The organism is Franzmannia qiaohouensis (genome assembly GCF_031451695.1).
GTDB classification, from domain to species: Bacteria; Pseudomonadota; Gammaproteobacteria; order Pseudomonadales; family Halomonadaceae; genus Franzmannia; species Franzmannia qiaohouensis.
The window spans coordinates 391231-406190 of record NZ_JARWAM010000002.1; the positions used below are offsets into that span (position 1 = coordinate 391231).

The following is a 14960-nucleotide window of genomic DNA, read 5'->3' on the forward strand; positions in this document are numbered from 1 at the left end:
TTGTACCAGGTCAATTTATGTGAACAGCCGGCACCCTAGCGGCTTAACCATACTTGAGGTCAAGCATCGCTCGCGGCGTCACGGCGGCGATAGTCACGCGGCTCGACGCCCCACTTGCGCAGCCGTGAGAACAGCGTGGTCGGCTTGAGGCCCAGCAGCTCGGCGGCGCCATCGCGGCCCGAGACCTTGCCCGCACAGCGCTGCAGCGCGGCGATGGCGTTGTCGCGCTGGCGGCGGCACAGTTCCTGCTCCGGCAGCGGCGCGCTGGCATCAGCTGCCGTGACCGCCGGCTCGGATGGCTCACGGCGCGGGCTCGGCGGCTCGCCGAGCAGCAGGTCGTCGAACATCAGGCGCCGATCCTGGGTAACGATCACCTGGCGTTCGATGACGTTCTCCAGTTCACGAATGTTACCCGGCCAGGGGTAGCGCTGCAGGATCTGCAGCTGGGCCGGCGGGATCCTCACCCCCGGCTTGTTGAACTTCTGGCAGGCGCGCTGCAGGAAGTGCCGGGCCAGCAGCGGCACATCCTCGATGCGGCTGCGCAACGGCACCGATTCGATCGGGAAGACATTGAGGCGGAAATAGAGGTCCTCGCGAAACTCGCCGGCCTCGATCATATCGCGCAGGTCGCGGTTGGTGGCGGCGATCACCCGCACATCCACCTCGCGGGTGCGATTGCCGCCAATCCGCTCGAACTGCTGATCCTGAAGCACCCGCAGCAGCTTGCTCTGCAGCGCCAGCGGAATTTCGCCCACCTCGTCGAGAAACAGGGTGCCGCCATCGGCCAGCTCGAAGCGCCCCGGCCGATCGTTGACGGCGCCGGTGAAGGCGCCCTTCACATGGCCGAAGAACTCGCTTTCGAACAGGTCGTGGGGAATCGCCGCGCAGTTGACGCGAATCAGCGGCCGGTCGCTGCGCTCGCTGCCGACGTGAATGGCGCGGGCGATCAGCTCCTTGCCGGTGCCCGACTCGCCGCTGATCAGGACATTGGCATCGGTGGGCGCGACCAGCGCGATCTGGCGGATCAGCTGCACCACCGCCGGGCTCTCGCCGACGATCTCGCGGTGGTTGAGCTCGGCCTTGATCTCCTCCTGCAGGTACTGGTTCTCGAGTTCGAGACGCTGCTTGAGCGACTCGACTTCGGCCAGGGCGTCGCGCAGTTGCTGCTCGGCGCGCTTGCGCTCGCGAATATCGCGGAACAGCACCACCGCCCCCACCAACCGCCCCATCTCGAAGATCGGCGTGCTGGTGTACTCCACCGGGATCGCCTCGCCGTTCTTGTGCCAGAACACTTCGTCGTCGACGCGATGCACCTGGCCGTCGCTGAACGAGGCGTGGATCGGGCACTGCTGCACCGGGAAATGGCTGCCGTCGGCGTGGGTGTGGTGAAACATCAGGTGGGCATCGTGACCGACCATGTCGTCGCTGCTCCAGCCCAGGATGCGCTCGGCGGCGGGATTGACGAAGGTGGTCTTGCCCTCGGCGTCGAGGCCGTAGATCCCCTCCCCGGCGGCGCCCAGGATCAGCTGATTCTGGCGCTCGATACGCTCGAAGACCTGCTCGACCCGCTCCCAGCCGACGTGGCCGCGGCGGTGCTGGCGACGCAGGTCGGCCTTGGCACGGCGCTGCTCTGCCTGGTCGCGGTCGGTCAGGGTCAACAGCAGCGTCTGGCCATCGTCGAGGCGCTGGCCGAATACCTCGACGTTGTGCGGCTGGCGGGCCAGGTCGAGCACCACCAGGTCATCCGACCAGCCCGGCGAGCGGGTCAGCACCTCATCGGTAAAGCTCACCCACAGCGGCAGCGATGCGCCCAGGAAATGGCTGACTGGCCGGCTTGCCAACGCCTCGGCGTCACCGCCCAGCAGGCGGCTGGCGGCGGGATTGGCCTCCAGCAGCTGATCGGCTAACGGATCGACCACCAGCATGGCCTGGGGCGATTGCAGGAAGACGCGCTGATGCAGGGGCGATACAGGGGGCATGGCGGGCTCCTCAATGGCACATGCCCAAGGTCATACAAAACCCGCGCCAGTGACGATATTTCGTATAAAAACCAACGAAATATCGTAGATGACGAAATTTCGTGATTACCGACCACTCCCTCCCGGACGCCATCCAGTACCGCCAACCCACTGTATGACAACGACTATCTGTTCCTTGGCGGTAACTGGCACGGGCCTGGCAATGGTTGTCCTAGCGTCGCCGTAACTCCCGCTACTGCACCACCGCGGCGCATCCCGACGTCCCACTGCTTCCATGAGGTGAACAACAACATGAGCGATCACAACGAACACAACAGCCTGGGCAACCCCTTCGATCATCGCCAGTCGTTGATTCATGGCCGCCACTGCGACTGCCACGACTGCCGCCACGACGCCGCGGCACGCCTCGCCTCCGATGGCACCAAGCGCGACGCTGCGCAGCCCGCCAACAGCGAGGAGATGATGGATCGCGTGGTCGAGAGCGCGCTGGTGCGCGGCATGTTCGGCCATAGCGATATGCATCGCCGCCAGTTCATGAAACTGGTCGGCGGCGGCACCGTGGCCGCCGCGCTGGCCAGCCTGTTCCCCATGGACGCCATCAAGGCGGCGGTCAAGGAGGATCTTGGCCCGCTGGAGAAGACCGAACTGGACGTCGGCTTCATTCCCATCACCTGTGCCACACCGATCATCATGGCCCACCCGATGGGTTTCTATGAGCGCTATGGCCTCGACGTCAACGTCATCAAGACCGCTGGCTGGGCGCTGATCCGCGACAACTCGCTCAACGATACCTTCGATGCCGCGCACATGCTGTCACCGATGCCGCTGGCGATGAGCCTCGGCGCCGGCTCCAGTCGCCGCTCCTTCATTACCCCGGCCATCGAGAACATCAACGGCCAGGCGATCGTGCTGCACCTCGACCACCAGGACAAGCGCGACCCGCAGCAGTGGAAGGGCTTCACCTTCGGCGTGCCCTTCGAGTACTCGATGCACAACTTCCTGCTGCGCTACTACGTCGCCGAGCACGGCCTCGACCCCGACCAGGACATCCAGATCCGCGTCATCCCGCCGCCCGAGATGGTCGCCAACCTGCGCGCCGGCAACATCGACGGCTTCCTGTCACCGGACCCGTTCAACCAGCGTGCGGTCTACGAGCGCATCGGCTTCATCCACCTGCTGACCCAGGAGATCTGGGACGGTCATCCGTGCTGCGCCTTCGCCACCAGCGCCACCTTCGCCCGCGAGAACCCCAATACCTACGGCGCGCTGCTGCGGGCGATCATCGACGCCACCCAGTACTCCTCGGACCCTGCCAACCGCTCCGAGATCGCCGAGGCCATTGCCCCCACCAACTACCTCAACCAGCCGGTCAACGTCATCGAGCAGGTCCTGACCGGGCGTTTCGCCGACGGCCTGGGCGAGGTGCGCGACGTCCCCGACCGCATCGATTTCGACCCCTTCCCCTGGCACTCCATGGCGGTGTGGATCCTGACCCAGATGAAGCGCTGGGGCTATATCGACGGCGATGTCGACTACCAGCAGGTGGCCCGCGATGTGTTCCTGGCCAGCGAAGCCGGCGAGGTGATGCGCGAGCTGGGCTACGAGGCCCCGCAAGAGACCTCGCGCAACTACCAGATCATGGGCAAGACCTTCGACTACACCGATCCCGAAGCCTATCTCGACAGCTTCGACATCCGCAGGAGCTAACTCATGGACCGCACGACCACCGAGTGGAACTTCAGCCTCAACGTCCGCGCCGGCATCCTTGCCGTACTGCTGCTGGCGCTGTTCGTCGGCCTTTGGGAGGGCCTCAACCGCGCGCCGATCCTGGGGGCTGGCGGCGGCGAACTCAGCGAGTACGAGCAGCTGATGGCCGGCGCCGACGAGACCGCCAGCGTACCGCCGCCCTCGGCGATCGTGGTGCGCGCCTGGGAGCAGCTGTCGGATCCCTTCTACGATGCCGGCCCCAACGACAAGGGCATCGGCATCCAGCTTGGCTACTCGCTGTTCCGGGTACTGACCGGCTATTTCGCCGCGGCGCTGATCGCGATCCCTATCGGCTTCCTGATCGGCATGTCACCGCTGGCCTACAAGGCGCTCAACCCCTTTATCCAGGTGCTGCGACCGATCTCGCCGCTGGCCTGGATGCCGCTGGCGCTGTTCATCATCCGCGACGCCCAGGCCTCGGCGATCTTCGTGATCTTCATCTGCTCGATCTGGCCAATGCTGCTGAATACCGCCTTCGGCGTAGCCGGGGTCAGGCAGGACTGGGTCAACGTCGCGCGCACCCATGAGCTGTCGCCGCTCAAGACCGCCTTCCAGGTGATCCTGCCCGCCGCGGCACCGACCATTCTCACCGGCATGCGCATCTCCATCGGCATCGCCTGGCTGGTGATCGTCGCCGCTGAGATGCTCGTCGGCGGCACCGGCATTGGCTACTACGTGTGGAACGAGTGGAACAACCTCGACCTGACCAGCGTGATCTTCTCGATCCTGCTGATCGGCGTGGTGGGCATGCTGCTCGACCTGGCCCTCGGTGCCGTCGCCAAGCTGGTCGCCTACCAGGAATAACCTTGAGGAGAGAGACATGAGTCACGCCTTCGTAGAAGTCCAGCAAGCCGCCAAGCGCTTCCCAGGCGCCAAGGGCGAGCCCGACCTGACGGTGTTCGAGAACGTCAGCTTCCAGCTCGAGAAAGGCGAGTTCGTCTGCATCATCGGCCACTCCGGCTGCGGCAAGTCGACGATCATGAACGCCCTGGCCGGCCTCGATCAGTTCAGCGACGGCGCCATGGTGATGGAGGGCAAGGAGATCGATGGCCCGGGCCTCGAGCGCGGCGTGGTGTTTCAGAACTACAGCCTGCTGCCGTGGCTGTCGGCGCTGGAGAACGTGCGTTTCGGCGTACGCGCCCGCTGGAAGGAGTGGAGCGACGCCAAGGTCACCGAGCATAGCCTCGCCTATCTCGAGATGGTCGGCCTCAAGGACGTGGTGGACCGCAAGCCAGCGCAGCTCTCCGGCGGCATGCGCCAGCGAGTGAGTATCGCCCGCGCCTTCGCCACCAAGCCCAAGCTGCTGCTGCTCGACGAACCGTTCGGGGCGCTGGACGCCCTGACCCGTGGCGTCATCCAGGACGAGCTGATCAAGATCTGGAGCCAGGATCAGCAGACGGTGTTCATGATCACCCACGACGTCGACGAGGCGATCCTGCTCGCCGATCGTATCTTCCTGATGACCAACGGCCCTGAGGCGCGTATCGCCGAGGCCGTCGAGATCGACCTGCCGCGGCCGCGCCAGCGCGGCGAGATCGTCAAGCATCCGCACTTCTACACCATCCGCAACTACCTGGTCGATTTCCTGGTGAACCGCTCCGGCGAGCTGCGCACCGCCGATCTCGACCAGCGCGGATTGCGCTACCCCGAATCGGTCAACCCGGTCGAGCACGCCTCGTCCGCGGCCGACAGCCCCTCGGCATCCGGCGGCCGCGCCGCGGATGCCGACAATACCCACGACACCCTGGTCAGCTTCACTCCCAAGGAGACGCATCATGGATAAGCTCGAAATGCGCCACACCCTGCTCGCCGCCAAGGCGCGCAAACAGCTCAGCTGGGACGCGATCGGCAGCGCCGTCGGCATGTCGCCGGTGTGGGTCGCCTCGGCCTGCTACGGCATGAACAGTGCCAGCCACGAGGTGGCCCACAAGCTGTGCGACGTGCTCGGCGTCGACAGCGAGGCGGCCGACGCGCTCAAGGCCTTCCCCACCAAGGCCTGGGACGAAGCGATCCCCCAGGATCCCTTCGTCTATCGCCTCTACGAAGTGGTGGGCGTCTACGGCGAAACGCTCAAGGACGTGGTCCAGGAGAAGTTCGGCGACGGCATCATGAGCGCCATCGACTTCACCATGGAGGTCGACAAGGTCGAGGATCCCAAGGGCGACCGGGTGCTGCTGACCCTGAGCGGCAAGTTCCTGCCATATAAATCTTGGTAAACAGCTAGTCCTGGTAGGACTCGACCCGCGCCACCGCCCGCTCGACCCCGCCGCGATAGCCACCACCGAACAGCAGCAGGTGGTTGAGCAGCGGATAGAGCTGGAACAGCGCCTCGCGCCTCGGCCAGTCGGCCGGGGCGTCGCCGTTCCAGTAGGCCTCGAAGAAGGCCTCCCCGGGAGCGCCGAACAGCGTCAGCATGGCCAGGTCGACCTCCGGGTAGTGGCGATACACCGCCGGATCGATCAGCGCCGGCCCGCGCGGGGTATACAGCACGTTGCCGCTCCACAGGTCGCCGTGCAGCAGGCTCGCCGGGGCATCCGGCAGCCAGCTCTCCAGGCCTTCGGCCAGGGTCTCGAGGCGCCGGCGCAGGCCGGCGTCCAGCAGGCCGCGCTCATGGCAGGCGGCGGCCAGCGGTAGCAGGCGCCGCTGGCGCTGAAACGCCCGCCCGTCGCTCAACGGCGCGTTGGGCTGAGGGGTCAGCCCGCAGGCGTTGTCCCGCGGCCAGCCGTGTTCGGCTGCGCTGTGCGCATGCAGTGCCCTCAGCCCCTGGCCAAGCACCAAGGCATCCCCCGCCTCACGCCGCGAGGCGTGCAGCGCCTCCATCACCAGCCACTCGCCCGCCTGACCCAGCACCTCGGGCACCACCAGGCCGCTATCGGCGGCGCGCAGCGCCTCGAGGCCATCGGCCTCGCCGGCCAGCCGCTGGCTATCGTCACGCTTGACCACCACCGCGCCCTGGTCGGTATCGAGCCAGTAGACGGCGGCGATGTCGCCCCCCGTCATGGCGCGAAGCTCGCCCCGCGGCGTCAGCGCCAGCGACGCCAGCAGCTCCCCAAGCGTTGCCTCCATGATGCCCTCCCCTGATGGTGTCGGCTGATCCCATCCTGCCATGACCGCCCCCCCGGCTGGCAAAGCGCCCACGGCTATGGCACAAGGGCGCAATACATCCGAGAGGAGCGATAGCATGTACAAACTGGCTTTCTTCGTCCCGCTGGACGCCGCCGAGACGGTCAAGGAGGCGGTGTTCGAGACCGGCGCCGGGCGCATCGGCGACTACGAGGCGTGCTGTTTCGAGACCCTCGGCCGCGGCCAGTTCAGGCCGTTGGACGGCGCCGACCCGCATATCGGCGCGGTCGGCGAGCTGGAGCATGTCGAGGAGCTCAAGGTCGAGCTGGTCTGCGAGGACGGCGTCATTCAGGCCGCCGTGGCCGCCCTCAAGCTGGCCCACCCCTACGAGGAGCCGGCCTACGATGTGTGGCGGCTGGAGGAGCTGTAACGCGTCAGCCCAGGCGCTCGTCGATCAGCGCCTCGAGGGCGGCCTGGTCGTCATGGAAGCGGCGAATCCCGTCGGCTAGCTTGTCGTTGGCCATGGCGTCCTGGTTGTGGCCCCAGCGGAACGCCGCCTCATCGAGAGGTGGCGTCGGTACGGCGTCAGCAGCGGCTTGCATGGCGATCTTGGGCGTCACCTCGCCGTCGCTCGCCGCCAGCTCTTCGAGCAGCGCCGGCGAGATGGTAAGCCGCGGGCAGCCGGCCAGCGCCAGCACCTGGCCGGTGGTGCGAAAGCTGGCGCCCATCACCACCGTCTCATAGCCGCCGGGATTGGCCCGCTCACATACGCCACGCACGAACTGCACGCCGGGATCCTCGTCGGGCGCATAGTCGCGGCCGGTCTCCTTCTTGTACCAGTCGGTGACACGCCCGACGAAGGGCGAGATCAGAAACACCCCGGCATCAAAACAGGCCTGGGCCTGGGCCTCGCTGAACAGCAGCGTCAGGTTGCACTGGATGCCCTCGCGCTCCAGCACTTCGGCGGCGCGAATGCCCTCCCAGGTCGAGGCCAGCTTGATCAGCACCCGCTCCGGCCCCACGCCGTGGCGGCCATATAGCTCGATCAGCTCATGCGCCTTGCGGATGCTGGCCTGGGTATCGAAGGAGAGGCGTGCCGCCACCTCGGTGGAGACGCGACCCGGCACCAGACGGCTGATCTCGCTGCCGATCGCCACCGCCAGCCGATCCACGGCGTGGGCCAGGCGCGTGTCGCGATCCACGCCCTCCGACTTGACCGCCGCCAGCTCGGCGTCGATCAGCTCCTGATAGCCGGGCAGCGCGAAGGCCTTGAGCAGCAGCGAGGGATTGGTGGTGGCATCCTGCGGCTGGTAGCGGCGGATCGCCTCGAGATCGCCGGTGTCGGCGACCACCAGCGAATGGCGCCTGAGCTGGTCGAGTTGGCTAGTGGACGTCATGTAATAGCGCTCCTGGTAAAATGAGTAACGAAGGTGACGGCGGGTCAAGGCGCCAGGGCGTGGCGCTCGGCCAGTGCCCGGTGGTAGCGGGCGTAGACCTCGCGATAGGCCGCCACCGCACCCGGCTCGGGCTCGGCCAGCGAGCCGGCATCGAGATGCACCAGCCGGGCGCACAGCGCCTCCAGCGTTACACCGTGGGCATGCTGATGACACCAGGCGGCCTGCAGTGCGGCACCCAGCGCCGCGGCATCGGTGACCTCGGGGCAGATGACCGGTGTCGCGGTAACGTCGGCGACCATCTGTCGCCATACCGGACTCTTGGCCCCGCCGCCGATCAGGCGAATCTGGCTGGCCCCCTCGGCCAGCGAGCCGAACAGGTCCAGGCCGTAGCGCAAGCCGAAGGTTGCCCCCTCCATCACCGCGCGGCACAGGTTGGCCTGGGTGACGTTGACACCGTTCAGGCCGAGAAAACTCGCCGTGGCCTCGGGCAGCATCGGCACCCGCTCGCCGTTGAAGAACGGCAGCACAGTCACGCCCTCGGCGCCTACCGGGGCGCTGGCGATACGCTCGCCGAAGGTGGCGAGGTCGAGGCCGAACAGCTCGCGCACCCGGGTGGTGGCCGAGGTTACGTTCATGGTGCAGATCAGCGGCAGCCAGCCGCCGGTGCTCGAACAGAAGTTGGCAACCATGGCACTGTCGGCGATCACCGGCGCCGGCGAGTAGGCGCACAGCGTACCCGAAGTTCCCAAGCTCATGGTCATCAGCCCCGGGGTGATATTACCGGTACCGATGGCGCCGAGCATATTGTCGCCGCCGCCGCTCGATACCAGCACCTCCGGCGATAAGCCGAGCTCGCGCGCCAGCGCCGGGCGCAGCGTGCCGGCCGGCTCGCTGGCCTCGATGATGCGCGGCAGCACCCGCGCGGGGTCGAGCTCGGGGGCAATGGCGGCGAACACATCCTCGCGCCAGGTGCGCGCCCGGGTGTCGAAGTAGCCGGTGCCCGAGGCATCGCCGGCCTCGGTGACGCGCTCGCCGGTGAGCCAGAAGTTGAGGTAGTCGTGGGGCAGCAGCAGGCTTTCGATGCGTCGATAGGCCTGCGGCTCGCGCTCGCGCAGCCAGGCCAGCTTGGAGGCGGTGTAGCCGGTCTGCAGCACCAGGCCGAGCTTGTCGAGGCAGCCGGCTTCGCCGCCCAGCTGTTCGACCAGGGCGGCATTGTGCGCGGCGGTCTCGGTATCGCACCACAGCTTGGCCGGATAGACCGGTTCGCCGCTGCCATCCAACGCCACCAGCCCGTGCTGCTGGCCGGAGACGCCAATGGCGCGTATCGCCAGCGGGTCGATGGCCGCCAGGCCCAGCGCCTCGCCGAGGGCGCCGCGCAGCGCCGTGACCCATTCGCCGGGGTCCTGCTCGCGGCGGCCGTGGTCGCCCTCGATCAGCGAATGGGGCCGGCTGGCCTCGGCGAGAATCGCTCCACGTTCGACGTCGACCACCACCACCTTGGTGCTCTGGGTTCCGCAATCCACCCCGATATACATCATGCCGTCCCTTTCGACTGAATCAGTGTCTCGAGGGTAGCGCGTGCGCCGCGTTCTTGCAGCGAGGCAAGCGTTGCCAGATACGCCTCACGGAAGCGCGGCTGCTCGGCGAGGTCGCCGAACAGCTCGGCATTCTCGATAAAGGCGGTCGGCTGCTCGCGGTTACGCTGCGCCAAGGCCATCAATGACTCCTTGAGGCGATCCACCACCTCGATCAGCTGGCCCTCTTCATCGACGCCCTCGGCGTAGCGCGCCCAGCTCGCCACCACCGCCGCGCTGAGGCGGATCTCGCCGCCGCGGGCGAGCTGTTCGCGGATCACCGGGACCAGCCACTTGGGAATCCGGTCGGAGCTCTCCGCGCACAGCCGCGCCAGGGTGTCCTTGATCTGCGGATTGGCGAAGCGCTCGATCAGCGTCAGGCGATACTGCTCGAGGTCGACGCCGGGCACGGCAGCCAGGGTCGGACTGCCCTCCTCGCGCATGTAGGTGAGCAGGAAATCGACGAACAGCGGATCCTGGCACACCTCGTGGGCGTAGCGGTAGCCGGCCAGGTAGCCGAAATAGCACAGCGCCTGGTGGCTGGCATTGAGCAGCCGCAGCTTCATCAGCTCGTAGGGCTCGACGTCCTCGACCACCTGCACCCCGGCCTTCTCGAAGGCCGGCCGCCCGGCGCCGAAGTGATCCTCCAGCACCCACTGGGTGAAAGGCTCGCAGACCACCGGCCAGGCATCGCTGACACCGAAGCGGGCGGCCAGCTCGTCGATGTCGGCCTGTGCGGTCACCGGAGTGATGCGGTCTACCATCGAGTTGGGGAACGCCACCTCGGCGGCCAGCCACTCGCCCAGTTCAGCGTCCCGAGCCCGGGCATAGGCGCTGAACATGTGCTTGGCGACATCGCCATTGGCCTGAATATTGTCGCAGGACATCACCGTGAACGGGGCGATGCCCCGGGCACGACGCCGCACCAGCGCTTCCACCACCAGGCCAAAGGTCGTGCTCGGCCGGCTCGGCTCGGCGAGGTCGGCACGCACCTGGGGGTTGTCGAGGTCGAACTCGCCGCTCACCGGGTGGAAGTTGTAGCCGCCCTCGGTGACGGTCAGCGAGACGATGCGGATCGCCGGGTCGGCCATGCGCTCGATCACCGCCTCGGGGTCGTCCGGCGCGAACAGGTAGTCGATCATGCTGCCGATGACCTGCGGCTCGTAGCGGCCGTTGGGATGCTTGACCACCAGGGTATAGAGGTAATCCTGGGCCGCCAGTGCCTGCTGCATGCGCTTGTCGCCAGGCATCACCCCGACCCCGACGATGCCCCAGTCGAAGGCCTCGCCCTGGTTCATCAGGACATCCAGGTACATGGCCTGGTGGGCGCGATGGAAGCCCCCCACGCCGATATGCACGATCCCCGCCGTGACGGCACCGCGGGCGTAGCACGGGCGAGCCACCTCGGCGGGCAGGCTGGGCAGCGTAGTGGTGTCGAGGGGTGTCATGGCGTGTCTCCAGTGCAAGAGTGTTCGGCCCGCCAGGGCCCGGCGTCAGCGCCAGACCAGGTCGGGGGTTCGCGAATGCCGCTTGACCAGCCGGGCATTCAGCATGTCCTTGTTGCGCGCCTTGTCGAGAGCGGCCTCAGGGTCCTGGCCCATGCCCCGCCAGCGCTCCACCAGGCGTCGTTCGAGCTCGTCGTCGTCGACCTCGAGCATCACACTGAGGTCGAACAGCGGCGCCAGATCGCACCACGGCGCCTGGTCGAGCAGCAGGTAGTTGCCCTCGACCAGGATGATGCGGTGCCCCAGCGCGACGATGCGCCCGCCGGCCCGGGCCAGGTCGAGGGGGCGGTCGAAGACCGGTACCGCGACCGCTGCGTCGGCGCGACGAATGCGCAGCAGGTCGGCATGCAGGCCAGCGACGTCGAAGGTGTGCGGCGCGCCCTTGAACGGGACCTGCTCGGCGCCCAGCACCGCGTTGTCGAAGTGGTAGCCATCCATCGGCACCACCACCACCTGGCCGGGCAGCTCGGCATCAATGGCCTGCCACAGCTGCTCCGACAGCGTCGACTTGCCGGCCCCCGGCGGGCCGGCCAGGGCGACCACGAAGCGCTCGGCATCCGCCGCGGCGGCGATGATGCGCTGGACAATGGCATGCAGTTCTTGGCTCACGTGGAGCTCTCCTTTGCGAATCAACGAAGGCCCATGATGCCGCGCCTAGATCGCCGTGTAACCGCCGTCGATACGCAGATCGGCGCCGTTGACCATGGCCGCCTCGCTCGCCGCCAGATACATCACGGCGGCGGCGATCTCCTCCGGTTGGGCGAAACGCCGGGTGGGGATCAGCGCCTTCATGCGCTCGCCCTTCTCTCCCGCCCAGCCGTAGCGGCCCAGCTCGGTCTCGACCACGGTGGGCGACACCGCGTTGACGGTGATCCCCCGCGGCCCCCACTCCAGCGCCAGGGTGCGGGTCAGGCCCAGCACCCCGGCCTTGCTGGTGCAGTAGGCCAGGTGGCCGTCGAGGCCGACACTGGCGGCCTGGGAGGCCAGGTTGACGATGCGTCCTGCGCCGCGCGCCAGCATGGCCTTGCCGACCTCGCGGCAGAACAGAAAGACACCGCGCAGATTGACCGCCTGGGTCTGGTCCCAGAGCTCGCTGGACATCGCCTCGGCGGCATCCAGCGGGCCGATACCGGCGTTGTTGACCAGCACGTCGATACCGCCGAAATGCCGGCAGGCCTCGGCCACGCTGGCCATGACGGCGGCTTCATCGGCCACGTCGTGCACTGCAACCAGCGCCTCGCCGGGCAGCGCGGCGGCCAGTTGATGCAGCGACTCACTGCGGTCCACCAGCACCAGCCGCGCGCCGCTGGCGGCGAAGCGTTCGGCAAGCGTCTTGCCGATGCCGTTGGCGGCACCGGTGATCAGCACCACCTGGCCCGCGAAATCGAACTGCAGATTGCCCATCGGTTCTCTCCTGAAAGGCGGGGTCAGCCGGCGGCACGCCAGTCGGGCGGCACACAGGCCTCGGCGTAGGCACCCAGGGTGCGGTCGATATGGTGGCGCACCAGCGCGCGGGCATCGGCGGCCAGCTCAGCGCGACGGATCGCCTGATACTGCTGCGGCAGGTACTGGCTGATCAGCGTCGGCGGTATCGCTGCCGCGTCGAGTGCGTCGAACAGCGCCTCGACCGCAGCGGCCACCTCGGGCTGCGCCCAGTAGTAGCGACTGCGGTCGCTGAGGCTGTAGCGACGGGCGAAGCGCTGCTCGTCGACACTCCCCTCGTAGTAGGCCTGCCAGTAGCGCGGCTCGACGCGCATGGCCACCTCCAGGGTTTCGCGCAGCGGCGTCTTCCACGCCACCGCCGGCGTTTCCAGGGCAATATGGTCGAGGGCGAACAGCGCCTCGCGCAGAGCGAAGGTCAGCGCCGGCCCCACCTTGAGGATCGCGAAGTGGCCCTTCACCAGCTCGCGGTAGGCCCGCGGCGTCTGGTAATCGGTGGAGTGGGCCTCGAACACCAGGTTGGGCCAGGCGTGGATGGCGGCGCTCAACTCAGCGGCGGCGGCCGGCACGAAGTCGATCACCTCGGTATGACCAAACTCCACCCCGGGCTGCACCACTACCCCACGCACGCGCTGCCAGGCCTCGCTCAGCCCATGGGCGGCAAACACCTGGCGATGGGTCTCGAGGGTTACCTGCAGCTCGGCGGTACCGGTCACGGCAAGGCTGTCGAGGTGTTCCTGGGCACCGCCGGGCACCGGCACTTCGGTGCCGATCACGTAGCGCAGCCGGTTGCGCTGCACCCCTGCGGCCTGTTCGGCGGCCTGGGCCAGGCGCGCGGCCCGGGCCGCCACCGTGGCATCGTCGAGCGCCGGCGGGTCATCGGCGCAGGGCATGCTGGCGTCGAGATGCAGCTTGGTAAAACCAGCCGCGGCGTAGGCCGCTACCATCGCTTCGGCCTTGGCCATGGCCGCCTCGGCGGACTCGGCCTGCCACGGCGACGGCCCCAAATGGTCCCCGCCGAGGATCATTTGCGCCTCGGGCAAGCCCCACCGTGCCGCCAGGGCCAGCACCCGGTCGCGAAAGTCGGCCGGCGTCATGCCGGTGTAGCCGCCCTGCTGATTGACCTGGTTGCAGGTCGCCTCGACCAGCAGCGGCGTGGCATCTGCCTGGGCTCGCTCGATGGCGGCCTCGAGCACCAGCGGGTGGGCCGAGCACACCGAGGGAATGCCGCACATCTCACCGCGCCGGTTGGCGGCCACGATCTCGTCGAGAGGATGAGTCATTGCGTCTCTCCCACAGCGGCGAGCCGCTGCTCCAGGGTGGCAAGGTCGCTGCAGCCCTCCATCGGCCCCAGCACCGTCACGGCATGGGCGCCGGCGGCATTGGCCAGTCGCAACGCCTGGTGAAGCTCGCAGCCGGCGGCCAGGGCGGCGATCAGCGCACCGCCGAAGCAGTCACCGGCGCCGGTGGGGTCGACCTCCTCCACGCTAAGGCCGGGCACCTCGATCACCTCGCTGGCGGTGTAGGCCCGGCAGCCCGCCGCGGCCCGCTTGAGCACCAGCAGCGACATGCGCTGCTCGCTCAGCAGCCGCTGCGCGGTTCGTTCGGCGTCCTCGCCCGCAGCGGCCAGCCATTCGAGGTCGGCATCGCTGGGCAGGAAGATATCGCAGCCGGCGACGAGCTCGAGCAGCGCCTCGCGTACGCCGGGACGCTCGATCAGCTCATCGCGCACATTGGGATCGAAGCTGATCTGCCCGCCGTTATCCCTGACCCGCGCCACCAGCCGTCGCACGATGGCGATGGCCGCCGGCGACGACAGCGACGAGCCCATCACGTGGCAGTAGCGGCACGCCGCCAGCCGCTCCAACTGATCCTCGTCGAGGGTCTGCTGGCCGGCAGCGCTGTGCGCCAGGTTGAAGATGAAGCGGCGGCTGCCGTCGGCCTGGTAGCTGACGAAGGCCGTGCCGGTGGGACGCTCGAGATCGCGCTGCACGGCGCCAACGTCGATGCCGTCATCACGCAATCGCGCCACGATCAGGTCACCAAAGCCGTCGTCACCCACGCGGCCAGCGTAGGCGACTCGAGCGCCCATGCGCGCCGCCTGGGAGGCGAAGATCGCCGGGGCGCCGCTGGCAAAGGGGCCATGGAAGCGGCCGGTGGTGTCGAAACGCTGGTCGCGGACCTCGGCCATGAACTCGGCGAGCAGCTCGCCGCTGGTGGTGATATCGAACATGG

14 protein-coding genes are annotated in these 14960 nt (G+C 67.8%); 5 read left to right on the top strand and 9 right to left on the bottom strand.

Going from position 1 to position 14960, the window contains the following annotated elements; all coding sequences use genetic code 11:
- Window positions 1-59: 59 nt before the first annotated feature.
- Window positions 60-1979 carry a sigma 54-interacting transcriptional regulator gene (locus tag QC821_RS03960; protein ID WP_309717273.1) on the bottom strand — a complete coding sequence of 640 codons (1920 nt, stop codon included), beginning with the start codon at window positions 1977-1979 and terminating at the stop codon, window positions 60-62.
- A gap of 291 nt (window positions 1980-2270) precedes the next feature.
- Here QC821_RS03960 and QC821_RS03965 point away from each other — a divergent pair, with 291 nt between their 5' ends.
- The 4 genes from QC821_RS03965 to cynS are packed head-to-tail and all read left to right on the top strand — an operon-like array spanning window position 2271 to window position 5962.
- The gene (locus tag QC821_RS03965; RefSeq protein WP_309717276.1) at window positions 2271-3686 is read left to right on the top strand and encodes a CmpA/NrtA family ABC transporter substrate-binding protein; all 1416 of its coding nucleotides are present in this window, start codon (window positions 2271-2273) and stop codon (window positions 3684-3686) included.
- Window positions 3687-3689: 3 nt separating this feature from the next.
- On the top strand, window positions 3690-4550 hold the full coding sequence (gene ntrB / locus QC821_RS03970; RefSeq protein WP_309717278.1) for a nitrate ABC transporter permease: 861 nt from the start codon (window positions 3690-3692) through the stop codon (window positions 4548-4550).
- 16 nt (window positions 4551-4566) lie between these two features.
- Window positions 4567-5529 (top strand): ABC transporter ATP-binding protein, encoded by a 963-nt coding sequence (locus tag QC821_RS03975; protein ID WP_309717281.1) that lies wholly within the window; start codon window positions 4567-4569, stop codon window positions 5527-5529.
- On the top strand, window positions 5522-5962 hold the full coding sequence (cynS, locus tag QC821_RS03980; protein ID WP_309717284.1) for a cyanase: 441 nt from the start codon (window positions 5522-5524) through the stop codon (window positions 5960-5962). Before QC821_RS03975 ends, cynS begins: the two co-directional genes overlap by 8 nt.
- A gap of 4 nt (window positions 5963-5966) precedes the next feature.
- On the opposite strand, the gene QC821_RS03985 is transcribed toward cynS, so the two are convergent.
- Entirely contained in the window at window positions 5967-6812 is an 846-nt protein-coding gene (locus tag QC821_RS03985; RefSeq protein WP_309717286.1) for a fructosamine kinase family protein, read from the bottom strand.
- Between the two features lie 115 nt (window positions 6813-6927).
- Between QC821_RS03985 and QC821_RS03990 the strand changes: the two genes are divergently transcribed.
- Window positions 6928-7239 (top strand): YqfO family protein, encoded by a 312-nt coding sequence (locus tag QC821_RS03990; RefSeq protein ID WP_309717289.1) that lies wholly within the window; start codon window positions 6928-6930, stop codon window positions 7237-7239.
- A 4-nt stretch (window positions 7240-7243) separates the two neighbouring features.
- On the opposite strand, the gene tal is transcribed toward QC821_RS03990, so the two are convergent.
- From tal to QC821_RS04025, 7 genes are read right to left on the bottom strand one after another with little or no spacing between them, the layout of a single operon-like run.
- Window positions 7244-8206, bottom strand: a complete 963-nt coding sequence (tal, locus tag QC821_RS03995; RefSeq protein ID WP_309717293.1) for a transaldolase — start codon at window positions 8204-8206, stop codon at window positions 7244-7246.
- A 44-nt stretch (window positions 8207-8250) separates the two neighbouring features.
- A complete protein-coding gene (gene xylB / locus QC821_RS04000; protein ID WP_309717421.1) occupies window positions 8251-9741 on the bottom strand; it encodes a xylulokinase in 1491 nt (496 codons plus the stop codon).
- A complete protein-coding gene (locus tag QC821_RS04005) occupies window positions 9741-11228 on the bottom strand; it encodes a mannitol dehydrogenase family protein (protein WP_309717296.1) in 1488 nt (495 codons plus the stop codon). Before QC821_RS04005 ends, xylB begins: the two co-directional genes overlap by 1 nt.
- Before the next feature lie 45 nt (window positions 11229-11273).
- Window positions 11274-11894 carry a nucleoside/nucleotide kinase family protein gene (locus QC821_RS04010; RefSeq protein ID WP_309717299.1) on the bottom strand — a complete coding sequence of 207 codons (621 nt, stop codon included), beginning with the start codon at window positions 11892-11894 and terminating at the stop codon, window positions 11274-11276.
- A gap of 45 nt (window positions 11895-11939) precedes the next feature.
- A complete protein-coding gene (locus tag QC821_RS04015; RefSeq protein ID WP_309717302.1) occupies window positions 11940-12689 on the bottom strand; it encodes a GolD/DthD family dehydrogenase in 750 nt (249 codons plus the stop codon).
- Between the two features lie 23 nt (window positions 12690-12712).
- Window positions 12713-14008, bottom strand: coding sequence for a D-tagatose-bisphosphate aldolase, class II, non-catalytic subunit (locus tag QC821_RS04020; protein ID WP_309717305.1), 1296 nt, complete (start codon window positions 14006-14008; stop codon window positions 12713-12715).
- Window positions 14005-14958, bottom strand: a complete 954-nt coding sequence (locus QC821_RS04025; protein WP_309717309.1) for a sugar kinase — start codon at window positions 14956-14958, stop codon at window positions 14005-14007. The genes QC821_RS04020 and QC821_RS04025 overlap by 4 nt, the downstream gene beginning before the upstream one ends.
- Between the last annotated feature and the right edge of the window lie 2 nt (window positions 14959-14960).